At 60.5% G+C, this 21532-nt stretch carries 22 protein-coding genes and 1 pseudogene; 7 read left to right on the top strand and 16 right to left on the bottom strand.

All coding sequences use genetic code 11. From position 1 onward, the window contains the following. The first annotated feature begins 35 nt into the window (after positions 1-35). A complete protein-coding gene (locus FIV39_RS13450; RefSeq protein WP_090405420.1) occupies positions 36-221 on the top strand; it encodes a hypothetical protein in 186 nt (61 codons plus the stop codon). 2 nt (positions 222-223) lie between these two features. Beyond that, entirely contained in the window at positions 224-709 is a 486-nt protein-coding gene (locus FIV39_RS13445) for a DUF6896 domain-containing protein (protein WP_167361085.1), read from the top strand. A gap of 38 nt (positions 710-747) precedes the next feature. Here the strand turns inward: FIV39_RS13445 and FIV39_RS13440 are convergent, their stop codons facing one another. Then, positions 748-1185: a DUF3995 domain-containing protein gene (locus FIV39_RS13440; RefSeq protein WP_090405423.1), complete on the bottom strand. Its 438-nt coding sequence runs from the start codon at positions 1183-1185 to the stop codon at positions 748-750. A 92-nt stretch (positions 1186-1277) separates the two neighbouring features. Here FIV39_RS13440 and FIV39_RS33415 point away from each other — a divergent pair. Then, positions 1278-1503: pseudogene (locus FIV39_RS33415) on the top strand (DUF2946 family protein); the annotation flags it as partial. Between the two features lie 405 nt (positions 1504-1908). On the opposite strand, the gene FIV39_RS13430 reads toward FIV39_RS33415, so the two are convergent. Beyond that, positions 1909-2925 (bottom strand): ABC transporter substrate-binding protein, encoded by a 1017-nt coding sequence (locus FIV39_RS13430; RefSeq protein ID WP_090405426.1) that lies wholly within the window; start codon positions 2923-2925, stop codon positions 1909-1911. 132 nt (positions 2926-3057) lie between these two features. Beyond that, complete coding sequence (locus FIV39_RS13425; RefSeq protein WP_078048042.1) at positions 3058-3528, bottom strand: hypothetical protein; 471 nt, start codon at positions 3526-3528, stop codon at positions 3058-3060. 395 nt (positions 3529-3923) lie between these two features. On the opposite strand from FIV39_RS13425, the gene FIV39_RS13420 reads away from it, so the two are divergent. The 3 genes from FIV39_RS13420 to FIV39_RS13410 all read left to right on the top strand — a co-directional run bounded on the left by FIV39_RS13420 (position 3924) and on the right by FIV39_RS13410 (position 4847). Then, on the top strand, positions 3924-4193 hold the full coding sequence (locus FIV39_RS13420; RefSeq protein ID WP_090405429.1) for a hypothetical protein: 270 nt from the start codon (positions 3924-3926) through the stop codon (positions 4191-4193). A 114-nt stretch (positions 4194-4307) separates the two neighbouring features. Continuing rightward, positions 4308-4538, top strand: a complete 231-nt coding sequence (locus tag FIV39_RS13415; protein ID WP_090405432.1) for a hypothetical protein — start codon at positions 4308-4310, stop codon at positions 4536-4538. A 72-nt stretch (positions 4539-4610) separates the two neighbouring features. Further along, the gene (locus tag FIV39_RS13410) at positions 4611-4847 is read left to right on the top strand and encodes a DUF2789 domain-containing protein (protein WP_027606523.1); all 237 of its coding nucleotides are present in this window, start codon (positions 4611-4613) and stop codon (positions 4845-4847) included. A gap of 109 nt (positions 4848-4956) precedes the next feature. On the opposite strand, the gene FIV39_RS13405 is transcribed toward FIV39_RS13410, so the two are convergent. From FIV39_RS13405 to FIV39_RS13350, 13 genes are all read right to left on the bottom strand, one after another. Continuing rightward, on the bottom strand, positions 4957-6189 hold the full coding sequence (locus FIV39_RS13405) for a methyl-accepting chemotaxis protein (protein ID WP_390620698.1): 1233 nt from the start codon (positions 6187-6189) through the stop codon (positions 4957-4959). A gap of 546 nt (positions 6190-6735) precedes the next feature. After that, complete coding sequence (locus tag FIV39_RS13400) at positions 6736-7140, bottom strand: TraR/DksA family transcriptional regulator (protein WP_003191666.1); 405 nt, start codon at positions 7138-7140, stop codon at positions 6736-6738. 325 nt (positions 7141-7465) lie between these two features. Further along, positions 7466-8488 (bottom strand): ABC transporter permease, encoded by a 1023-nt coding sequence (locus tag FIV39_RS13395; protein ID WP_146371534.1) that lies wholly within the window; start codon positions 8486-8488, stop codon positions 7466-7468. A gap of 58 nt (positions 8489-8546) precedes the next feature. Then, a complete protein-coding gene (locus tag FIV39_RS13390; protein WP_090405439.1) occupies positions 8547-10100 on the bottom strand; it encodes a sugar ABC transporter ATP-binding protein in 1554 nt (517 codons plus the stop codon). Between the two features lie 65 nt (positions 10101-10165). Further along, entirely contained in the window at positions 10166-11101 is a 936-nt protein-coding gene (locus FIV39_RS13385) for a sugar ABC transporter substrate-binding protein (protein WP_090405442.1), read from the bottom strand. A 48-nt stretch (positions 11102-11149) separates the two neighbouring features. Further along, on the bottom strand, positions 11150-11326 hold the full coding sequence (locus FIV39_RS33005) for a hypothetical protein (protein WP_167361121.1): 177 nt from the start codon (positions 11324-11326) through the stop codon (positions 11150-11152). A gap of 127 nt (positions 11327-11453) precedes the next feature. After that, complete coding sequence (locus FIV39_RS13380; protein WP_090405445.1) at positions 11454-12482, bottom strand: Gfo/Idh/MocA family protein; 1029 nt, start codon at positions 12480-12482, stop codon at positions 11454-11456. A 154-nt stretch (positions 12483-12636) separates the two neighbouring features. Continuing rightward, complete coding sequence (locus FIV39_RS13375; RefSeq protein ID WP_090405448.1) at positions 12637-13662, bottom strand: Gfo/Idh/MocA family protein; 1026 nt, start codon at positions 13660-13662, stop codon at positions 12637-12639. A 19-nt stretch (positions 13663-13681) separates the two neighbouring features. Further along, on the bottom strand, positions 13682-15613 hold the full coding sequence (gene iolD / locus FIV39_RS13370; RefSeq protein WP_090405451.1) for a 3D-(3,5/4)-trihydroxycyclohexane-1,2-dione acylhydrolase (decyclizing): 1932 nt from the start codon (positions 15611-15613) through the stop codon (positions 13682-13684). A gap of 10 nt (positions 15614-15623) precedes the next feature. After that, the gene (locus FIV39_RS13365; RefSeq protein WP_090405454.1) at positions 15624-16439 is read right to left on the bottom strand and encodes a TIM barrel protein; all 816 of its coding nucleotides are present in this window, start codon (positions 16437-16439) and stop codon (positions 15624-15626) included. A 23-nt stretch (positions 16440-16462) separates the two neighbouring features. Further along, complete coding sequence (iolB, locus tag FIV39_RS13360; RefSeq protein ID WP_090405457.1) at positions 16463-17251, bottom strand: 5-deoxy-glucuronate isomerase; 789 nt, start codon at positions 17249-17251, stop codon at positions 16463-16465. Then, positions 17248-18141, bottom strand: coding sequence for a myo-inosose-2 dehydratase (gene iolE, locus FIV39_RS13355; protein ID WP_090405459.1), 894 nt, complete (start codon positions 18139-18141; stop codon positions 17248-17250). The genes iolB and iolE overlap by 4 nt, the downstream gene beginning before the upstream one ends. Positions 18142-18326: 185 nt before the next feature. Next, a complete protein-coding gene (locus FIV39_RS13350) occupies positions 18327-20264 on the bottom strand; it encodes a bifunctional 5-dehydro-2-deoxygluconokinase/5-dehydro-2-deoxyphosphogluconate aldolase (protein WP_090405461.1) in 1938 nt (645 codons plus the stop codon). Positions 20265-20547: 283 nt separating this feature from the next. On the opposite strand from FIV39_RS13350, the gene FIV39_RS13345 reads away from it, so the two are divergent. Then, entirely contained in the window at positions 20548-21456 is a 909-nt protein-coding gene (locus FIV39_RS13345) for a MurR/RpiR family transcriptional regulator (protein ID WP_017136418.1), read from the top strand. Positions 21457-21532: the final 76 nt, after the last annotated feature.

Here is a 21532-nt window from a genome sequence, read left to right as displayed (position 1 = left end):
ACTCCGACGCCTTGCCCTCTGCCGAGACGTCACGGATGACCCACGCTTCCCACATTGCCTCTATCGAACATGAGCTGGATGGCTTTCATCAGAGCCTGGTGACCTATCGCCAGCAGATGGGCGCCTGGTATTCGCGGGCGCTGGATTCGGTGAGCCATGCGGCGGATATGCCGTCGTTGCTGGGGATGGATCGGGTGTTGCGCGTGGGTCATGCTGGATGAGCATGGCAAGGGCTCACACCACTGCGCCGCTGGCGGGCACTATCAGGTGCGGGTGCAAGGCGGTGATAGGCCAAGACGATGAAAACCCAGACCCTGGAAAATTTGATAACCGAGTATTTAACGCAAGTAAAAAAGCGACAGACTTGCTTGAACAAGCATTTGGAACCAAAAACATTCTCAGGCTATGGCGCTCAAAAACGATCCCGCAACTCGACTCAGTCACAGACGACGTAACCTACGAGCTGCATGGGATTGGTTGCAGTGTTTATCTATCTGAAATATGTGTCGACTTTGATTACGGTCCAGGTGAACGGATCGACGGCTTCGGCTCTTGGAGGCTGTATATGTACGCATGTGAAGTACCACACAAGTACAAAAAACACACTAATAAAGAGTCTTTAGAACTTGAGTTCAGCGAGTACCTGAAGAAGGGGAAAGCCAGGAAGATCACCAGTTCCATGTCCAATTTATACTTCAAGCACCCTTGATTCTCGGCCTGAGACAAAGTGATCAGGCCTTCCCCTCATTAACCCCACGCCACCACCAACAACCCCACCCCCAACACCAAACACAACGGCGAATAAAACCACGTATCCAACCGCGCAAACCGTGACCCGCCGACCTTCTTGAAAAACCCCACCAATTCCGAATCCCCAATCGCCCTGGCAAACATCACCACGGCAATCGCGCTGATCCCCCATTGCAACGCCGCATGGGAGACCGCCGAGAAGTACAGCCCGGCCCGCAGGCAGACCAGCAGTGCAATCGCCACCAAGCCCATCGCCACCAAAAAGGTACCTAGCGCCGAAGGCTTGAACGCAGGGCGTGGCCCGCTGGCGAATTCGCCGGGCAGTTGGGGGATGGCGGCGAGGCTGCCGAGTTTGCCGCCGGCGGCCCAGTACAGGTGCACCATGCTGATGCAGGTAAAAACGCCGACGATCCATCGTGCGATGACAAAGCTCATGGCGGGTTCTCCCTAAAAGGTGCGAAACAGGATAGTCGCCCTGAGATTTTTTGCAGGCATTTCGTCGGCGGCTGATGGTAAAGCGCCGCCCCATGAAAATCGCCCGTGCCGACCGCTCGCTCGTTGCCTGGATGATTGCTGCGTCCTGTTCAATGTGTTCGCCTGCAGTATCGGTCACGGGCAGAGGGTGGGGGCGCAGCTCAATGGCATCGGCGGGCAGTGCTGCACCGTCGACCCGCGTACCCAAGCGCCCCAGCCGTCAACTCCACCGATGAGAGCCTGCCGACGCGGTCCAAGGCGTTCGTATGCCGAGTTTGCCCATGTGTCGCCGGCGTATTACCTGGGATCGCCACGGACGTTTGAGCTGGCGGTGCAAATCCAGTTCTAACCCTGCAATACAAACCAATGTGGGAGGGGGCTTGCTCCCGATAGCGGTGTATCAGCAGTAACACATCTGGCACTGCGCCACCGCCATCGGGGGCAAGCCCCCTCCCACAGTTTTGACCGCGTAGGGCCGCAACAACGTCGTCTCAGCATGGGTCCCGCTGATGCTTTTTGGTTGCAGTTCTGAAGCTGGGCTGACGGATGTACGCCGATCCAAATGTGGGAGGGGGCTTGCCCCCGATAAGGCAGTGTCAGTTGATGCAGCTATTACTGAACCACCGCCACCGGGAGCAAGCCCACACATTATTTTTGAACGCAACTCGGCAATAAGCTCCGTGCTTACTTCAGGCTGGCTTCGACCTTCTGCGCCACATCGTCCGTCAACCATGCCTTCCACACCTCAGGATGTTCCTTGAGGAACGCCTGGGCCACATCCCGGGGCGCGGTGTGATTCTCGCTCATGCTCGCCAGGGCTTTATTCAGCGGTTCGATCGGAAACTCGACCTTCTCGAAAAACTCGGCAATCTGCGGATGTTCCTTCTGGAACGGCGTGGACACGCCAATACTCAGCTTGGATGCCAACGACCGCGTAGGCTTCGGATCGGGGTTATCCGCATCCGTCAGGGTCTTCCAGGCCTCGGCATCAAACGGTGGCTCTTCCAGCTGGATCAACTTGTAGCGCCCCATCAATGGCGTGGGCGACCAGTAGTAGAACAACACCGGTTTGCCGCGACGGATGGACGAGGCAATTTCGGCATCCAGTGCAGCCCCCGAACCACTGCGGAAATTCACGTAGCTGTCGTCCAGGCCGTAGGCCTTGAGCTTCTGCTTGTTGACCACTTCCGAGGTCCAGCCGATGGGGCTGTTGAGGAAACGCCCCTTGCCTGGGGATTCCGGGTCCTTGAATACGTCCTTGTAGCGCGCCAGGTCCTTCACGCTCTTGAGGTCCGGCGCCAGGGGCTTGATGCCTTTGGCGGGATCGCCCTTGACCACATATTCCGGCACCCACCAACCTTCGGTGGCGCCTTTGACCGTATCGCCCAGGCCCACCACCTTGCCTTCGGCCTCGGCCTTGACCCACACCGGGCTGCGGCCGGCCCACTCTTCACCGATAACCTGGATGTCGTTCTTGGCCAGGGCGGTTTCCAGGGTGATGGTGGTACCGGGCAAGGTGTCGGTGGGCAAGTCGTAGCCCTTCTCGACGATGACCCGCAGTATTTCGGTGATCAGGCTGCCGCTTTCCCAGTTCAGATCGGCAAAGTGCACCGGCGCTTGCGCGGCTGAAACTGTCAGCGAAGCCACTGATAACGTCAGGGTCGTCAGCGATGCAGCCAACAGCGATCTCAATCCTTTCATGCCCTTGCACCTCGCGATGTCGCAGCAACAACGAACGGCTTTGCTGTCTATGCGCGAAGCCTCTGAATAGTTAAGTCAACTCAACTGTAGTAGAGGTTCCGGGAGATAGGAGATGTTCACAGTATGTACCGATTACTCACTGGCCTTGAACGTCACCAGCTCACCCTTGCGCCATTTGGCGGCCTTGCCGGTCACGGCCTTGAGGGTCTTGGTCAGGCCTTCCTGCAGTTGTTCATTGGCGGCAAACACCAGCATCACGCTGTGACCTTCCTTGAACACGATGCCCTGGCCCTCGGTCGAAGACACAAAGGCGTAGTCGCCCAAGCCATACACGGTCAACTTGATGTCGCGGAACTTGAGTTCGAACTTGCCACCTTCGCGGCTGGGCAATACCGCAGCACGGAAATGGTCGCCCACCTTGAGCTCCAAACGGGGTTTGTCATCCACAACCATTGCCGCCTCGGTATCGATTTCGGCGATGTAGATGCCTTCCGGCGTCTGCTCAGTGATGTAAACAAAACGGGATTGAAACTGCTTGACCAACTTTGCGCGCAAATCACCCAGCACGAACAACGCGTGCATATCCAGATTACTGACTGCCAAGGAAACGCCCCCACATCGAAAAGAGCACTGTCCGCCAGAGCGGGCAGCACAAAGAAACGGCCATATCGGCACGATCACACAACACATTCATAGAAAAACTGAAGAAGACCCCGTTGCTGCACCCAAAAGCCCCGGACAGGCATGCACGATGGGCCTTGCGCAGGGACATCAGGTATCGCAGGAGATCACAGGTTTAATAACCAGAGAATACCGGTCGACCCGCTTCAGAGAATAACACTATTAAAAACGCAGTTTCCGACAACTCATACAAACAAAAACACCTCGGCGTGGAACCAGACGCCGATTGCCGACGACAATACTAAAACAGCAACACGGGTCAAAACCACCTGTAACGCTGCTGGTGGGTCAACAAGATCGATCGACAGGAGCCGACCATGCAACGACGCCAATACGACGCTACCACGTCTTCCCGCACTCGCTCATCACGTCAGGACGAACGCCAATACTACTGCTTGAGCAGTCCCAACGGGTACCCCAATTCCGTTCTTTACCAAGTTGTGCCCGCCGGAAGAAACTTCTTCCATATCCGCGAAGTCACCAGTGGCAGGGTCAAAGGCTTTCGCAGCGACCACATCGAGGCCTGCGAACTGGCCAAGCGGCTGGAAGCCTCACTGCACCGCGGGATAGTTTCGTCACCCGGATGACTTTACTGCGCCGCCGTCCTTCAACAACTGCCATACTGGCCCGTCCATCGAAATTTGCCCCGCAGGGGCCAGGTTTCATCAGTGCAGTTAGTTACCTCGAAGGGAAGGCTATACGTGACGGAATTTGATATTGGCGAATTTTTCATCCATGGCGACGCAAGGGAAGTAGACGGTGAGTTTCAAGCAGTGATCGTGATGCGCGCCAAGCCACCGTTGACCACCGTCACCACGCACCAGGTGGAAAAAGACCGTTGGTTCAAGACGCTCGATACCGCCGCCAGCGCTGGAAGAGAATCCGCCCAGGCCCTCAAGACTGCAGTGGATTCAGGGGCACTGACCTCCTGACAATCCGATCGAACTCTACCGCGCCACAAGCCTCCCATGCATAACGATCCTGAAACCCGCACGGAGACTGACATGGATGCGCCAATACCTACACTCGAAACGTTATTTGAACAACTGGGCCTGGACTCAACACCCGAAGCTATCGACGCCTTCATTGTCGCGCACCCGCTGAGTGACGATGTGAAGTTGATCGACGCGCCGTTCTGGACGCCGCAACAGGCTCAGTTTCTCAAGGAAGAGCTGCGTGAGGACGCCGATTGGGCCATGGCGGTGGATGAGCTGAACCAGCGTTTGCATCAACCGCAGTAATCCACTCAATACCGGCTGCCTGACCGTAACAGGCGCAATAGCGCTTGCCAGGCAGCCTGGTATTTCCCAGCCGCTTCCCGGCTGGTGAATGCACAGGCAGCAACAATCCCTAGCGCGCGGCCTTAGCGCCTTCCGGCTTGTACCCCAGGCGCAAGCCACCCCAATGTCGCCCCCGGACCATGATCGGCACCGACAAGTCGTGCATCAACTCGCCGGTATCACGGGTGTAGGTCTGCAATAACACCGCTTGCTGGTGGCTGCCGCAACGGATCCCGGTGCGGTCATCGAACTTGCGCTTGGTGCGGTTCTGCACCGCGTCGACCTGGGGATCACCGGTCAGCGCCTGGGAAAACGCCTTGTTGTGCGTCGGCACATACCCCTGGGGCGTGCAGGCAATGGCAAACACCAAGCCTTCATGCCGAGGCAGCAGTGCTTCTTGAATCGCCGGCAACACCTGATCGGTGTAGCCGTCAAATCGCGTGTGGTACTTGCTCGGGCTGGTATTCGGGATCGGGGTGTAGCTGCGGTCGAACAAATCGTCCAGGCTGATGCGGTTTTGCTGCACGTCCGCCTCGAACTGCGCGGCAATGCGGCTGGCGCCTTCGCGGGCCAGGTCGTAGACACGCTGGTGATAGTCATCCAGGCCCACTTCGGCGAGGCGCTCGCTGATGGTTTCGGCCTGCCCTTCCATTTGCACGGCGGCCTCAGCCAATTGCCGCGTTTGCCGGTCGCTCACGTCCAGGTCGCTGCGCATCTGTTCCACGGCATGGAACAGGCTGTCGAGCTGGGCGCGATTGGTGTCGGCGCCCTGGGCGATCTCATTGACCTGCCCTTCCACATCCGCTGCCAGGCTGGCGATGCTGTGCAGGTGTTCGCCAGCGTTTTCCACCTGCTCGACGCCGGTGTTCAGGTCCGCCGATAGCTGGCGAATTTGTTCCACCACCTGGGCGGTGCGTTGCTGTATATCCGCAACCATCACCCCGACTTCCTCGGTGGCGGTGGCCGTACGCCCGGCCAGCCCGCGCACTTCATCGGCCACCACGGCAAACCCGCGCCCGTGCTCGCCAGCGCGCGCTGCTTCAATCGCGGCGTTAAGCGCCAGCAAGTTGGTCTGGCTGGCGATGGACTGGATCACCAAGGTCACGCGCTGAATTTCTTCGCTGCGCTGGCTCAAGGCTTCGATCAGCTCGCGGCTGGCATTGGCGCGCTGGCTGAGCTGGTGCATGCGGGTGATCGACAGGGCCAGCACTTCGCGGCCCTCGGTGCTGCGCTGGTGCGCCTGGCTGGCCGCGCCCAGGGCTTGACGGCTCAGTTGGGAGGTGACTTTTTCAGTGTCGATCATCACTTCGGCGCTGCTGACAATCTGCTTGGCCGCACTCAACTGCGACTGCACACGTGCCGCCAGTTGCTTGACCGAATAGGCCACGCCTGCCGCCGAAAGGGCGTTATGGCTGGTGGTATAGGAAAGATCGCGGGTCAGGTCGCCAATCGCATCGACGGCTTCGGACGGCGCGGTGCCGGCGGTGGCTTTTTTCAGGCGGGGCAGCCAGATCACCAGCAAGGCCAGTGGCAGGCAGAGGTATAGCGGCAAGCTGGCAAACGCCAGGCCCAGCAGGACCAACACCAGTGCGGCGCTCTGCAGAAGCGGCATCAACCAGCCGGGCAACCCGCGTACCACCGGTTGCGGTGGCACTGCTGCGCCCATCAGAGCTCCGTCTCCAGCCATCTTCGTTACCCCACTGCTTGTCATTATTGTCCCTGCATTAAACGCCACTATCGAGCCATTATCCATGGGCCTTTAGTGGGGTAGCTTGCAGCAGATCAATAGACGGGGTGTAACGGGTATTTCTCCGGGGGACCACTCAGGCGATCCCCCAGCTTCAGCGCATCAGGCTTGGCGCTGGTGCTTGTCGATCTGCTCGTGGCGCTCTTGCGCTTCGATGCAGTACTTGGTGGTAGGGCTGATCAGCAGGCGCTTGAGGCCGATAGGCTCGCCGCTGTCATCGCACCAGCCGAAGGAGTCTTCCTTGATGCGTTCCAGTGCACGCTCAAGCTGCGGCAGCATGCGCTGGTCGCGGTCGATGGCATTTACCAGCCAGGTGCGCTCTTCTTCCACGGAAGCGGCGTCGGCAGGGTCAGCCGGGGTATCCAGGCTTTCAATGGCGATACGGTTCTGTTCAATGCGCTCGTGGTGTTCCACTTTCATGTCTTGCAGCAGCTTCTCGAAAAAAGCGTGCTGTTCGGCATTCATGTAGTCATCCGCCGGCATCGCCAGCAACTTTTCCTTTGTCATTGATTTCTCTATAAAAAATACGTGCATTAAGGCGAATAAGGGAGCATTCCGGTCGACCTCTTCAGGTCTCGGAAAGGCGCCATCCATTCCAAGCGCCACCCGGCACTCAATTTACGAGGGGCGGCAGTCTAAGGCCGACTTGAGGGCACAGCAACTGAAATGACAGGCATTTTTTCCGATATAACCCCCAAAGGCACCAGGACGGGCTTGGCGAATGGTCATCGGAGTGCGTTTATAGCAGGAAAGTTCGTACAGCAGCTATAAGCCGCAGGCTGCAAGCGACAAGCTGTAGAGCTCATCGGACTTGCAGCTTGCAACTTGAAGCTCAGCGCTTGAGCTTGCGCTTGTTGCGATATTGGTCGATCACCACCGCCACCACGATGATCAGGCCCTTGATGATGTCCTGGATATACGCGTCCACCCCGACAAAGGTAAACCCGCTGGCCATCACCCCAAGGATCAGCGCGCCGATCACGGTGCCGGTGATGCGCCCTACCCCGCCCGCCAGGCTGGTGCCGCCGATTACCGCGGCGGCAATCGCATCCAGCTCATAAGACATGCCCATGCCCGCCTGGCCGGTGGCGGCGCGTGCCGAGGCCACCACGCCGGCCAGGCCTGCGAGCAACCCGGCAATGCTGTAGACGATGATCAAGTGACGCTTGACGTTGATCCCCGACGTGCGCGCCGCCTGCATATTGCCGCCGATGGCGTAGGTGTACTTGCCGTACTTGGTGTAGCGCAGGGCAATATGGAAGATCACTGCCACCACCAGGAAGATGATCACCGGCATCGCGCCATGACCGATGGCCGTGCACGAATCCGAGAGCATGCTCACCGGCTGGCCTTCGGTGTAGTAGCGCGCCAGGCCGCGGGCCGAGACCATCATGCCCAGGGTCGCGATAAACGGCGGGATACCGGTGACGGCGATGATGCTGCCGTTGATCGCCCCCGCCAGCAGCCCCACACCCAACCCCATCGCCACCGGAATCCACACCGGCAAGTCCGTCAGCGACGGGAACACCGCCCGTGAAAAGTCGGAGGTTTGCGCCAAACTGGCGGCGATCATCGCCGACAGCGCCAGCACCGAGCCCGAAGACAGGTCGATCCCCGTGGTAATGATCACCTGGGTCACCCCGATCGCCAGCAGGCCGATGATCGACACTTGCAGGATCATCAGCACCAGGCGCTGGGAGTTCATCAGGAAGCTCTGGTCACGCACGATCCAGCCGAACAATTCAAACACCAGGCCGATACCGATCAGCACCAGGAAGATGCTCAGCTCGGTGGGCAAGCGTCGACGGTGCTTGACCGGTGCCGTGGCAGGCTTGTTGTCTGTTATTGCGTTCATAGCCAATCACCTTCTTATTCTATGGCGCGGGCCAACCGCAGGCCCGCGCGGCTGTTCGTCAGTGGACTGCGGTCATACCGGAGGCCAGCTGCATGACTTTTTCCTGGGTCGCATCCGCACGGTCCAGGGTGCCCATCAGTTCGCCTTCGTGCATCACCATCACCCGGTCGCTCATGCCCAGCACTTCAGGCAGCTCGGAGGAAATCATGATCACCGCCATGCCTTCGCTGGCGAGGAAGGAGATCAAGCGATAGATCTCGGCCTTGGCCCCCACGTCGATGCCCCGGGTTGGCTCATCGAGAATCAGCAAGCGTGGGTTGGTCATCAACCAGCGCGCCAGCAAGGCTTTCTGCTGGTTGCCGCCGGACAAGGTGTCGATGCACTGCTCCAGGGACGGCGTCTTCACCCGCAGTTTCTTGCACATGTCCTCGCACAGGGCGCGCAGCGCTTTCTGTTGGATAAAACCGTTGCCCGAATAGTGCGGCAGCACGGCCATTTCCATGTTTTCCAGCACCGACAGGCAGGGGAACAGGCCGCTGAGCTTGCGGTCCTCGGTCAACAGCGCAAAGCCTTTTTCGATGGCCATGTGCGGGTCGCTGATGCGCACCGCCTCGCCATCCAGGGTGATCTGCCCACCGCTGCTGGGGGTGATGCCGAAAATGGTTTCCGCCACGTTGGTGCGCCCCGAGCCCATCAGCCCGGCGATGCCGAGGATCTCACCGGCATGCAGGTCGAACGACACGCCCTTGAACACGCCGTCAAGGCTCAGATCACGCACCGACAGCAGCAGCTCGCCGATGGGCGTCTCGCGCACCGGGAACAACTGGCTGAGTTCACGGCCCACCATCATCGAGATCAGGCTGTCACTGTTCATGCTGTCGGCGCGTTGCAGGCCGATGTACTGACCGTCGCGAAACACCGCCACTTCATCGGCGATGGCGAACACTTCGTTCATTTTGTGCGTAATGTAGACGATGCCTTTGCCCTGGGCCTTGAGGTCGGCAATGATCGAAAACAGGTGGGCCACTTCCTTGTCGGTAATGGCCGAGGTCGGCTCATCCATGATCAGGATGTCGGAGTCGTAGGACACGGCCTTGGCAATCTCGACCATCTGCCGTTCGGCGATGCTCAGGTTACCCACGTGCTCCTCGGGGTCCAGGTTGATGCGCAGGCGCGCCAGCAACTCGGCAGTGCAACGGTGCATTTCGCGGTGGCTGACCATGTGCAGGCTGTTGAGCTGCTCGCGGCCGATCCAGATATTCTCGGCGATGCTCATATGCGGCATCAGGTTGAGTTCCTGGTGGATCATCGCGATCCCGGCCTTCTGCGCCGCCAGCGGTGTCTCAAACACGATGGGCTTGCCGCGCAGGCGGATTTCACCGGCGTCGGGCTGGTAGATGCCGGCGATGATTTTCATCAAGGTCGACTTGCCCGCACCGTTCTCGCCCATCAGCGCCAGCACCGTGCCGGGGCGCACACGCAGTTGTACGTCGGCCAGGGCCACGACGCCGGGAAAACCTTTGCTGATGTTGACGATTTCCAACAGGTAGGGTTCGTCCAGCGGCAACGGCTGGATACCAGGTGGCTGCGAGACAGCGGCTTGAGCGAGCATAAGACGGTACTCCATCAGCAGGGCGAGCACGACCGCCCTGCCGGTTCATTGTTGTTATGTCAGGGCTACTTGAACTTGGCGACGTTTTCCGGAGTGATCAGCTGGAACGGGATGATCACGTTCTGCTCGACCGGCTCGTTCCTGGCCATCTTGCGCGCCGCTTCCACCGACCCTACGGCCTGGCCCTTGGCGTCCTGGAACGCGGAGGCGGCCATGTCACCCTTGGTGATCGCATTCAAGCCGTCCGGCGTACCGTCGACCCCCGCGATCAGCACACTGCCCTTTTCCTTGCCGGCCGATTTCAGCGCCATGGACGCGCCGATCGCCATCTCATCGTTGTTGGCCAACACCGCATTGAACTCGCGGCCTTGGGTCAGCCAGTCGTTGACCAGGGTCATGCCCTTGTCCCGCAGCCAGATGCCGGTCTGTTCCTGTTCGATCTTGATGTCCGGGTACTTGGCCAGGACTTCCTTCACGCCCTTGGTGCGGTTGGTCGTGGAGTTGTTCGCCAGGTCGCCCAGCAGGATCACGATCTTGCCCTTGCCGCCGAGTTTCTCAGCAATGTACTGCATTTGCAGCTTGCCGGCCTCGACGTCATCGGAGGTCACGGCCACTACGTCCTTGGGCAAGTCCTTCTGGTCGGGGCGACGGTTGACGAACACCAGCGGGATGCCCGCCTTGGTCGCGGCATTGATGATGTTCTTGGTGGAAGCAGTGTCGACCGGGTTGACGATGATGGCGTCGACTTTCTGGCTGATAAAGTTCTCGACCTGGCTCAGTTGCTTGACCACATCGGCGCGGGCGTCTTCGAACTGCAGCTGCACGCCGTCCCCCTTGGGATAGGACTTGGCTTGCTTGTCCATGTCTTCGCGCAGGTAAGTGAGGAAGGTGTCATCGAACGCGGACATGCTCACGCCGACCTTGATGTCGGCGGCGCTGGCAAAACCGCTGGCCAGCATCATGGATAAAGCCAGCGCGGTAAAACGGATCGGGGTCTTCATGAACGGTCTGTCTCCACTTTCTTGTTGGTTTTTTGGACGTTGCGTTTATCAGAGCTCGGTGGGCAGTCGTACGACCGGTGCGCCTGGAATGCAGCAGACCAGCGCGCCTTGGTTTTCGACGCACAGCACATTAAGGAAGGAGAAGTAGAACGGCCGGGCGCGGGGCAGATCGCGCGGCGTGTGGGCAGGGCGTAAAACTCGCAGTACAGCGTTGAAGATTTTCATCTGACGGTACCTGGTTGTTTTTGATCTTGTTTTTGTTGAGTCGCCCGAATCGAGTCCGAACGTACTGTATGCAACCTGGAAAAGACTTTATTGGAAAATAATTTCCATATCAACCTGTTTTAGAATTTTATTCTATTTTTGTTGAAACCACCTGCTGGCGCTCGGCGCTGAGGCGTGCGGCGTCCAATATACGCGTGGTTTCCAGCGCGTCATACGCGTCCACGGGCAACGGTCCCTGCCCTTGCACCGCCGCTTGCAACTGGCGATAGAACTGGGTCCAGCAGCCCTTCTCCGACGGCACACGCTCACGTTCCGGCCCTTGTTCAAACCAGCCCCAGCGGCGATGTTCTTCTGCGCCCCAGTGCTCGCCTTCGGTTTTCGGCGACTTGCCGGCCATCAGCGCTTCTTCCTGGCCATCCAGCCCGTCCACGGTGTAGCAACCCAAGGTGCCACTGACGCGAAAACGCGGGGCCTGGCTGTTCTGCAGGGCGTTGCCCCACAAATGGGAAACCACCCCGTTGGCGTGGGTCAGGGAGACGAAGAAGCCGTGGTCGAGGTTCGGGTATTCAGGGGTGAACTGTAGCTGCGCAAAGACCCGGTCCACCGGGCCGAACAGTTGCAGCGCCTGGTCCACCAGGTGGCTGCCCAGATCGCGCAACCAGCCGCCACCGCTGGCATTGCCGACGGCCTGCGGGCTGTAGCGCTCGACGCGGGATTCAAACCGAGTGATCTCACCCAAGGCGCCGGCGTCGATCAATTTGCGCAGGGTCAGGTAGTCCGAGTCCCAGCGCCGGTTCTGGTAGACGCTGAGCAACACCTCATGGCGCTCGGCGGCAGTGATCAGCGCCTGGGCCTGTTCGGCGTTGGCCGCGAAGGGTTTATCGCTGACCACCGCCAAACCGTGTTCGATGGCTTCCAGCACCAGCGCCGGGCGGCCCTTGAGGGTGGTGGAAATGACCAGGGCATCAACACCGGCTTCAACGATCTGGCCGATGCTGTCAAAGGCCTTCACACCTGGTAGATCGGTACTCAATTGCTGGCGGCGCTCGGGTGAGCGCGTCACCACGCCGACAAACGTCGCACCCGGCAAGGTTGCAATCAGCGGCGCATGAAAAAAGCGCCCTCCGTGGCCATAGCCGACTAGTCCAATTCGCATGACTCACTCCTTCTTTGAAGTGGAAACCGAGTCAACTGTGGGAGGGGGCTTGCCCCCGATGAGGGAGTGTCAGTGGATTCATCTATAACTGACACACTGTCATCGGGGGCAAGCCCCCTCCCACACTGACTGCATTCCACCTGTGGATTTGCGATCAGCCGTAAAAGTGCGGACGATCCGGCAAGCTCACCTTCACAATCTGCTCACTGCCCTGCGCTTCAATACACGCATCCGCCGCCACTGCCGCCGCAAAACCATCCCACGCCGACGGCCCGCCAACCTGCCCGGCGCGCACGCTATCGATAAACGCCTGCAACTCCACGTCATAGGCGCCGATAAAGCGGTCCTTCCAATCCATCAGGATCGCATTCGACAGCTTGGCCCCACTGCGCATCTGCACCTGGGACGGCTCCGGCAATTTGGCGATGCCGGTCTCCCCCACCACTTCGCACTGGATGTCGTAGCCGTACTGGCAGTTCACAAATACTTCCACATCGATACGAGTGCCCTTGGCGGTCTCCAGCAGCACGATCTGCGGGTCACGCAGGTGGGCCAGGGCCTTGCTGGTCTTGCGCGGGAACACCACCTGCACCGATACGTAGTCGTCGTTGAGCAGCCAGCGCAATACATCCAGCTCGTGGATCAGGGTGTCGGTAATCGCCATGTCGGTCTTGTAGTTCTCGCCCACCGTCGGGTTACGGTGCGCGCAGTGCAGCATCAACGGCTCGCCGATCTGGCCGCTGTCGATCACGGCCTTGAGGGCGCGATAACCTTCGTCATAAGGGCGCATAAAGCCGACTTGCACCAGGCGCTTGCCGTAAGCCACTTCGGCGTCGACGATCTTGCGGCAGCCTTCGGCCGTCACCGCCAGAGGCTTCTCACAGAACACCGGTTTGCCGGCAGCGATAGCGGCGAGCACGAATTCCTCGTGGCTCGGGCCCCAGGACGTGACCAGGATCGCCTCGACCTGTGGCGAGTTGATCAGCGCATGGCCATCCGGGTACACCTCGGCGTCCAGCTTCAACTCCGCGACCACCTTGGCGGCCTGCTCAAGGTTGATGTCGGTTACGGCCACCACCTGGCTGTTGAGCAAGGTCTGGCTGCAACGACGAATATGATCGCGGCCGATGGCGCCGGTACCGATCACACCTAACCGCAGTGAATTAGAAAGCAAAGACATACAAACGCTCCTCTTGTTATTAGTACTGCCGGGCCTTGGCCAGGTGCTCATTGAGTTTCTTCGCGGCGGCGTTGGTGCGTTCGCTGGTGGACACCTGCGCCACCCCCACCCGCCACCATGACAGGTAGCCGTGGACCATGGTCTTGGGCAGGACCTTGATGTCGATCAGGGTCGAGACGCTTTGCGTGCGCGCATCGGCCAGGGCCGCTTCCAGCTGTTCCACGCTGCTGACCTTGTAGGTCTTGCAGCCGTAAGCCGCGGCGCTCATGGCGAAATCCACCGGCACCAGGCCGCCGTCGAGCTTGCCGCTCTCGGGGTTGCGGTAGCGGAATTCGGTGCCGAAGCTGTCCATGCCATTGCCGATCTGCAAATTGTTGATGCAGCCAAAGGCCATGTTGTCGAGCAGCACCACGTTGATCTTGCGCCGCTCCTGGATCGAGGTGGCCAGCTCCGAGTGCAGCATCATGTAGGAGCCATCGCCGACCAGGGCGTAAACCTCCTTGGTCGGCTCGGCGAGCTTCACGCCGAGGGCGGCGTTGATCTCATAGCCCATGCACGAATAGCCGTACTCGACGTGGTAGGTGTTGACGCCCTTGCTGCGCCAGGCGCGCTGCAAGTCGCCGGGCAGGCTGCCGGCCGCGGCGACAATGATCGCGTCGTCGGCCAGGCGTTCGTTGAGTACGCCGAGCACGCGGCTCTGGGTCAGGCACGAGCCGGTCAGTTCGATGAATTCACGCAGCACGGCGCGGTCCAGGTGGTCGTCGACCTCAGGCACGAAATCATCGCCGTGGTATTCGACCTGATGCACACGGTCCACTTCGGCGTCCAGTTGCGCCTTGGCGTCGGCGATTTGCTCGCCCCAGCCGGAGCGGTAATCACCAAGGGCATCGGCCAGCGCTTCGAGGGCAACCTTGGCGTCGGCCAACACTTGCACGCCGTCGAGCTTCAAGGCGTCGCAGGGGCTGATATTGAGGTTGAGAAACTTCACCTCGGCATGCTTGAACAGCGATTTCGACGAGGTGGTGAAGTCGGTATAGCGGGTGCCGATACCGATGATCAGGTCGGCCTCGGGTGCCAGCAGGTTGGCGGCCAGGCAGCCGGTTTCACCGATACCGCCCACGTTCAGCGGATGGCTGGAGACCACCGCACTCTTGCCCGCCTGGGTTTCGGCGAAGGGAATGTCAAAACGCTCGGCAAAGGCTTGTAACGCGGCATTCGCACCGGAGTACTTCACGCCGCCACCGCAGATGATCAGCGGTTTGCGCTTGCCCCGGAAAGCGCCCAACGCATCGCCGATCATCGCGGCGGTGGCCGGGCGGCGGTCGATACGGTGCACACGTTTTTGCAGGAAGTAATCGGGGTAGTCCCAGGCTTCGGCCTGCACGTCCTGGGGCAGCGCCAGGGTCACCGCGCCGGTTTCGGCAGGATCGGTGAGCACGCGCATGGCGTGAATCGCCGCCGTCATCAACTGCTCGGGGCGGTTGATACGGTCCCAATACTTGCTCACGGAACGGAAGGCATCGTTGGTGCTGATGCTCAGGTCGTGGAACTGCTCGATCTGCTGCAACACCGGGTCGGGCTGGCGGCTGGCGTAGACATCGCCGGGCAACAACAGCAACGGGATACGGTTGGCGGTGGCGGTCGCCGCTGCGGTCAGCATATTCGCCGCGCCTGGGCCGACGGAGGCGGTGCACGCGTAGATCTTGCGGCGCAGGTGCTGCTTGGCAAAACCGATGGCAGCGTGGGCCATGCCCTGCTCATTACGGCCCTGATGCACCACCAGGTCGCCGCTGTCCTGCTCCAGCGCCTGGCCCAGGCCCAGCACGTTGCCGTGGCCAAAAATGGTGAACACGCCGGCAACGAACTTGCTCTGCACGCCATCGACTTCGATGTACTGGTTGTCCAAAAACTTCACCAGGGCCTGGGCCATGGTCAATCGGGTGGTGGTCATGTCGCGCCCCTTATCGTTTCTGCAGGTGGGCGATGCTTGCCCCCAAGGCCTGCCGGATATCCGCCATCGCGTGCACGCTCTCGGCAAACGGTTCGAACGACAGGTAGCCGCTGTAACCGCTGCTGAGCAAGGTGTCGATCTGCGCGGCATTGCCGAGGATATCGCCCTCGCCCACCAGCACGCGGTGGCCGTCGCGGATCGAATTGAGCGGCACCTGGGCATCTTCCACGCCGGAGATATGCACCAGCCCGGTCAGTTCCGGGAAGAACTCATGCTCGCTGGCGAGGTGGTGGTGGAAGGTGTCGTGCACCAGGCGGAACACATCCAGGCCGCCGATGGACTGGATCGCGTCCACCGCCACGCGCTTGCGGCGCATGGCGCATTCCTCAAAGCCCAGGGGCTCGATAAAACCGAGAATCCCGTACTCGCGCAGGATCGGCGCCAGCTCGCTCAACGCGGTGCGCAAACCGGCGGCACGCTGGGCTTCGTTGCGGGTGTCGCCGGGCTCATTGAACGGGCACATCACCACACCTTGCGCACCGCATTCACGGGCATAGGTGGCGAGTTCTATCGCCTGGGCACGGCGCTCGTCATTCCACACATCAAAGGGGTACAGCGCGTTGATCGACAGCACCGTGATGCCCTGCGCCACGCACAATTCGCGCACGCGGCTGGCCGGAGTGCCGTATTCGATCTGACGATCCTTGAGGTCGTTGCGAATCTCGATAGCATCGCACTTCAAGGCCACGGCCAGCTGGATGAAGTCCGGCAGGGACAGGTTGGGCGCAACCATACGGTTAAGGGCAAAGCGTAGAGGCGACTTCATTGTTGTTCTCCGTCCAAAACCGTTTAAAGGTCCAGCAACCAACTGTGCTGCGGGTCGTTGTGGAAATGCCAGGCGCGCTTGGGGCCGGCCATCACGTTCAGGTAATAAGACTCGTAGCCATACGGCACGCTGACCGGGTGATAGCCCTTGGGCACCACCACCAGGTCGCTGTTTTCCACGGCCATGGCCTGGTCGATGCTGCGGTCGTCGGTGTACACGCGCTGGAACACAAAGCCCTGGGGCGGGTTGATCTGGTGGTAGTAGGTCTCTTCAAGAAAGCTCTGGTGCGGCAGGTCATCGGTGTCGTGCTTGTGCGGCGGGTAGCTCGACGAATGCCCGGACGGCGTGCGCACCTCCACCACCAGCAGCGAATGAGCCGGGTCGGTATCCGGCAGGATGTCACACACGTAACGGGTGTTGGCGCCTTTGCCGCGTACGCTGCGCTTGCAGTGTTCGGGGCGGATCAGGCGTGGCTCGAAACCCGGCGCACCCGGCGCGGCGCAGACGGCAATCTGCACGTCGCTCAATGCGGTGACCTGGGCGTCGGTCCCCGGCGGCAGATACGCGGCGAACGGCGATTTGTCCTCGAACACCGACTGGCGATCACCAAGGTTCTGCCAGTTGAAGCCCTCACCTTCGATATTCACCCGCCCGCTCAGCAGCACCAGGCACAGCTCTTTATCACCGGCCGTCACCGGCAATGTCTCGCCGAGGCTCAACCGGTAGGCGGCAAAGCCTACGTATTCCAGACGGCCCTCTTCCAGGGCGACCATGGTTTGCCCACGTTTACTGCTCTTTACCAGCAAGCTCATTGTTTGGTCCTCTCGTTGAGAAGCGCACGCAACGTGTCATAACCCTTTTTTGCATAGACATAACTGGGCGCCACGGCCGGGTCCTGCTCGGCCTCCACCACCAGCCAGCCCGCGTATTTCGCGGCCAGCAGCACATCGAGCAACTCGGCAAAATTAATATCGCCGTCGCCGGGCACGGTGAAGGTGCCGTTGACGATGCAATCGGGGAAGCTCCACATCTGGTTGCGCGCCAGTTGCACCACGGCTTTGCGCACGTCCTTGAAATGCACATGGCAGACGCGGTCGATATGCTTGCGCAGCACCTCGATGGGTTCGCCGCCGCCCATGTAGCAGTGGCCCGAATCGAACAGCAGACCGACTTCCGGCCCGGTACGACGCATCAACTCGTCGATGTCCTGCGGGGATTCGACGTAGGCGCCCATATGATGGTGGTAGGCCAGGCGCACGCCCTGGGACAGGGTGAAACGCGCCAGCTCGGTAAGTTTGTCGGCGTAGTCCTGCCAGGCCTGTTCACTGTGGAAACGCGGGCGCTCGATCAGGCGAATGCGCGAGCCCTGGATCGAATCGGCCACCTCGCCGTACACCAGCACCTTGGCGCCGTTTTGTTTCAGCAGTTCGACATGGCCGGCGATGGCCTCGATTTCTTCAGCCACCGAGCGGCGGGCCAGACGGCTGGAGTACCAGCCGGAGACCAGCGCCAGGTCGTAGGGACGCAGGACGTCGCCGACGCCCTTGGCGTCCTTGGGGAATTTGCCGTTGAGCTCGAAACCTTCGTAGCCGATTTCCTTGCCTTCGCTCAGGGCGGTGCTCAGCGGGGTTTCACCGCCAAGGGCCGGAAGGTCGTCGTTGCTCCAGGAGATCGGGTTGATGCCAATTCGGATTGCGGGCATGGCTGCACCTTTATTATTTTCAGGTATCACTGAGATCTGCTTTCTGCTTTATGTGGGAGGGGGCTTGCTCCCGATAGCGGAGTGTCAGGCAACACTTCTGTAACTGCACCACCGCCATCGGGGGCAAGTCGAATCGTCGCACCGCCCCTCCCACATTGGATTGCATTTCAAATTTAGAGCTGGGTTTAGCCTCGGGCACTGCGCCAGGCGTTGATCAACTGCTCAAAGGTCGCCTGTACCTGCCGGATCAACGTCTCATCATCAATCTCCCCCGCCATCCACAAACGGCTCGGTTCCTGGAAGATCGTGCGGCCCACGGCAAACCCACGGCAGGTGCTGCTCTGGCCGGCCTGCTGGAAACCGGCGGCCAGGCATTCGGCCGAGGCATTCAGGCCCAGCAACACTACGCCACGGCAGTAGGGGTCGCGTTCCTGGATCAGTTCGTCGAGCTTTTTCCAGTCTTCGGCCGACTGCGCCTCGATCTTCCACCACGCCGGGTAGATACCCAGGTTGTACAGGCGCTTGAGGCTGCGGTAGAGCACGTCCGGGTAAGTGGACGGATGATCCTTGGGCGGGATGACTTCCAGCAGCAACTCATGGCCGCTGACCACCGAAGCCTCGTACACCGCCTTGAGCTGCGCTTCCTGTTCCAGGCGCAGCAACGGCTCATCGTCGGGATGGAACTGCACCAGGCACTTGATGATTTGCTCCTGGGGCCAGGCAATCAGGTTGCTGCCGATCGAACGACCATGTTCGAACGCCAGCGGCCGCGAGTTCTGCACCTCCACCGGGCGCGCGATCCACCAGCCACGACCGCTGGCGGCATTGAGCGCGTCCTGGCCGAAGCGCTGGTCGGCCAACAGGCCCACATCGGCCTCGACGCCCTGCTCGGCGAGCTTTTTCTCCACGCGTTCGATGGCCTGGATAAACAGCTGCTTGATCGCACTGATGCGGGTCAGGTCCTGGCCGCCGCGTTGCGCCAGGTCCACCAGTTGCCAGCGGTGATCGAAGGCAAAGATGAACAGCTGTTTCCACGCCTTGCGCGGCACCGTGACGCGGTGCAGGCGTTGCAGGGTCGCGTCCTGGTCAGGCCGGGTGATCGGCACCGGGCTGCTGAACAGGTAATCCAGCTCGGCAGGCGTCGGCATGGCCGGCGCACAGGCGTGGCGCGACACGACGAGACCACCGCAGGCATTGGCCAACTGGCTGCAACGCTCATCGCTGGCGTCATTGATCCAGCCGCTGAGGAAGCCCGACATAAAGGCATCGCCGGCACCCAGCACGTTAAGCACTTCAACCCGTACGCCCGGGTAGATGGCGCCCTCTTCCAGCCGCGCCGGGATCGCGCCGTGAATCACCGTGCAGCCTTGCGGGCCGAGCTTGACCACCAGGGTTGCCGGGGTCAGTTCACGCACGGTGCGCAAGGCGGTGAGCAGATCCTCGCTGCCGCCGGCGATCAGGAATTCTTCTTCGGTGCCGACGATCAGGTCGAAACGCGGCAGGATGTTCTGCACATGCTGGCTGACATTCTGGTCGGCGACAAAACGGGTTTCGCCGTCAGCCTTACCCGCCAGGCCCCACAACACCGGGCGATAGTCGATATCCAGCACGCGCTTGACGTTGTGTTTGGCCGCATAGTCCAGGGCCTGGATGCTGGCCTTGTACACGCCGTCCGTGGAGAAATGCGTGCCGGTGATCAGCAAGGCTTTGCTCGAGGCAATAAAGGCTTCGTCGACGTCTTCGGCGCGCAGGGCCATGTCGGCGCAGTTTTCGCGGTAGAACACCAACGGGAAGGTCTCGCGGTCCTTGAGGCCCAGCAGCACCATGGCGGTGAGGCGTTCCGGGTCGACCTTGATGCCGCTGACATCACAGCCCTCGCGGGCCAGGGATTCCACCAGGAAACGCCCCATGTGGTCGTCCCCCACCCGGCTCAACATCGCCGACTTGAGCCCCAGCCTGGCAGTGCCGAAAGCGATATTGGCGGAGGAACCGCCGAGGTATTTGGCGAAGCTGGACACGTCCTCAAGCCGCGCACCTACTTGCTGTGCGTAGAGGTCGACGCCCAGGCGCCCGAGGCAAATCAGATCCAATTGACGCCCACTGGCAAAACGAGTCTGGCCCATGCTGGCTCCTGTTATTTTTATCAGCCTGCGTTGTGCCGCCGTGGCGACGGCAAACGCTCTTGGTGGGAGCAGACTAGAACGTCCGGCGGCCGCAATCAATATTTATTCCAGAATTATTTTTAGTGGAATATTTTTTCCAATAAGCCGGCATAATGGCACACCAGCCCCGTGCATCGTTTCAGCAGGCCACGGCGGCCGTGATGCCGGGGTATTTTTTTACGCCTACCCTGTAGACTTGCGCCACCCATCAGCGCATCAGACGAACACGCCAGAAGGATTGCCCATGTCCCGCACCGATCCCGAGACCACCCTGGAAGACACTATCGCCAGCCCTCCGATCAATGCCGAGCGCCTGTTGCAGCTGATCACCGACGAATACGAAAGCCTGCCACGCCAACTCAAGCGCATCGCCAGCTACATGAGCCAGCAGAGCGACCGGATCATGGTCGACCGCATCAGCGACATCGCCCGCGAATGCGAAGTCCACCCCTCGGCGATCGTGCGGTTTTCCCAGCGTTTCGGCTTCAGTGGGTTCAGTGAAATGCAGGCGTTGTTTCGCGAGGCCTACACCCACAAGACCACACCGGTGCAGAACTACCAGCAGCGCATTCGCAGCATGATCGCCAACAAGTCGCAGAAAGCCAGCGGCGGCGACCTGGCCCGCGAGTGTGTCAACGCGACCCTGTCGGGTATCGAGCGCCTGGGGCTGGAGCTGGATGATGTGGCGTTTGAAAAAGCCGTCGACCTGGTGGTCAACGCCGACAATATCTACGTGGTCGGCGTGCGCCGTTCGTTCGCGGTGGCCGATTACCTGGTCTATAACCTGCAGCACACCAACAAACGTATTCACCTGATCTCAGGCCTGGGCGGCAGCTATCGCGAGCAGATGCGCAGCGTACGTGCCAATGACCTGGTGATCGCCATCAGCTTCACGCCCTACGGCAAAGAGACCCAGCACTGCCTGCGGATCGCCCAGCACCATCAGGCCAAGACCCTGATCATCACCGACAGCAACCTGTCGCCCCTGGCCAAGCGGGCCAACGCGGTGCTGTTGGTGAATGAAGGTTCGTCGTTTGCCTTCCGCTCGTTGAGCGCCACCTTGTGCCTGTGCCAGGCGTTGTTTATTGCGGTGGCGTATCGGTTGGAGTTGAAGGTGGACGAGATTCACGAGCAGGTCGGGTTCGACGACTGACTATCAAACCCCGCAGATCAAATGTGGGAGGGGGCTTGCCCCCGATAGCGGAGTGTCAGTCGACAGCAACATCAAC

Origin of the sequence: Pseudomonas grimontii (genome assembly GCF_007858185.1) — a bacterium.
Taxonomy (GTDB): domain Bacteria; phylum Pseudomonadota; class Gammaproteobacteria; order Pseudomonadales; family Pseudomonadaceae; genus Aquipseudomonas; species Aquipseudomonas grimontii.
The sequence above is the reverse complement of the archived record's forward strand: the minus strand, read 5'-3'. Positions and strand labels throughout refer to the sequence as shown.

What these genes read in the sequence shown, in the direction of transcription:
- FIV39_RS13395 (WP_146371534.1), bottom strand. Translation starts at nt 8,488, where the DNA reads ATGAACGCAATAACAGACAACAAGCCTGCCACGGCACCGGTCAAGCAC.
- FIV39_RS13345 (WP_017136418.1), top strand. Translation starts at nt 20,548, where the DNA reads ATGTCCCGCACCGATCCCGAGACCACCCTGGAAGACACTATCGCCAGC.
- FIV39_RS13410 (WP_027606523.1), top strand. Translation starts at nt 4,611, where the DNA reads ATGGATGCGCCAATACCTACACTCGAAACGTTATTTGAACAACTGGGC.
- iolE (WP_090405459.1), bottom strand. Translation starts at nt 18,141, where the DNA reads ATGCCCGCAATCCGAATTGGCATCAACCCGATCTCCTGGAGCAACGAC.
- FIV39_RS13375 (WP_090405448.1), bottom strand. Translation starts at nt 13,662, where the DNA reads ATGTCTTTGCTTTCTAATTCACTGCGGTTAGGTGTGATCGGTACCGGC.
- FIV39_RS13365 (WP_090405454.1), bottom strand. Translation starts at nt 16,439, where the DNA reads ATGAAGTCGCCTCTACGCTTTGCCCTTAACCGTATGGTTGCGCCCAAC.
- FIV39_RS13445 (WP_167361085.1), top strand. Translation starts at nt 224, where the DNA reads ATGGCAAGGGCTCACACCACTGCGCCGCTGGCGGGCACTATCAGGTGC.
- FIV39_RS13430 (WP_090405426.1), bottom strand. Translation starts at nt 2,925, where the DNA reads ATGAAAGGATTGAGATCGCTGTTGGCTGCATCGCTGACGACCCTGACG.
- FIV39_RS13350 (WP_090405461.1), bottom strand. Translation starts at nt 20,264, where the DNA reads ATGGGCCAGACTCGTTTTGCCAGTGGGCGTCAATTGGATCTGATTTGC.
- FIV39_RS13400 (WP_003191666.1), bottom strand. Translation starts at nt 7,140, where the DNA reads ATGACAAAGGAAAAGTTGCTGGCGATGCCGGCGGATGACTACATGAAT.
- FIV39_RS13380 (WP_090405445.1), bottom strand. Translation starts at nt 12,482, where the DNA reads ATGCGAATTGGACTAGTCGGCTATGGCCACGGAGGGCGCTTTTTTCAT.
- FIV39_RS13405 (WP_390620698.1), bottom strand. Translation starts at nt 6,189, where the DNA reads ATGATCGACACTGAAAAAGTCACCTCCCAACTGAGCCGTCAAGCCCTG.
- FIV39_RS13440 (WP_090405423.1), bottom strand. Translation starts at nt 1,185, where the DNA reads ATGAGCTTTGTCATCGCACGATGGATCGTCGGCGTTTTTACCTGCATC.
- FIV39_RS33005 (WP_167361121.1), bottom strand. Translation starts at nt 11,326, where the DNA reads ATGAAAATCTTCAACGCTGTACTGCGAGTTTTACGCCCTGCCCACACG.
- iolB (WP_090405457.1), bottom strand. Translation starts at nt 17,251, where the DNA reads ATGAGCTTGCTGGTAAAGAGCAGTAAACGTGGGCAAACCATGGTCGCC.
- FIV39_RS13450 (WP_090405420.1), top strand. Translation starts at nt 36, where the DNA reads ATGACCCACGCTTCCCACATTGCCTCTATCGAACATGAGCTGGATGGC.
- FIV39_RS13390 (WP_090405439.1), bottom strand. Translation starts at nt 10,100, where the DNA reads ATGCTCGCTCAAGCCGCTGTCTCGCAGCCACCTGGTATCCAGCCGTTG.
- FIV39_RS13385 (WP_090405442.1), bottom strand. Translation starts at nt 11,101, where the DNA reads ATGAAGACCCCGATCCGTTTTACCGCGCTGGCTTTATCCATGATGCTG.
- FIV39_RS13420 (WP_090405429.1), top strand. Translation starts at nt 3,924, where the DNA reads ATGCAACGACGCCAATACGACGCTACCACGTCTTCCCGCACTCGCTCA.
- iolD (WP_090405451.1), bottom strand. Translation starts at nt 15,613, where the DNA reads ATGACCACCACCCGATTGACCATGGCCCAGGCCCTGGTGAAGTTTTTG.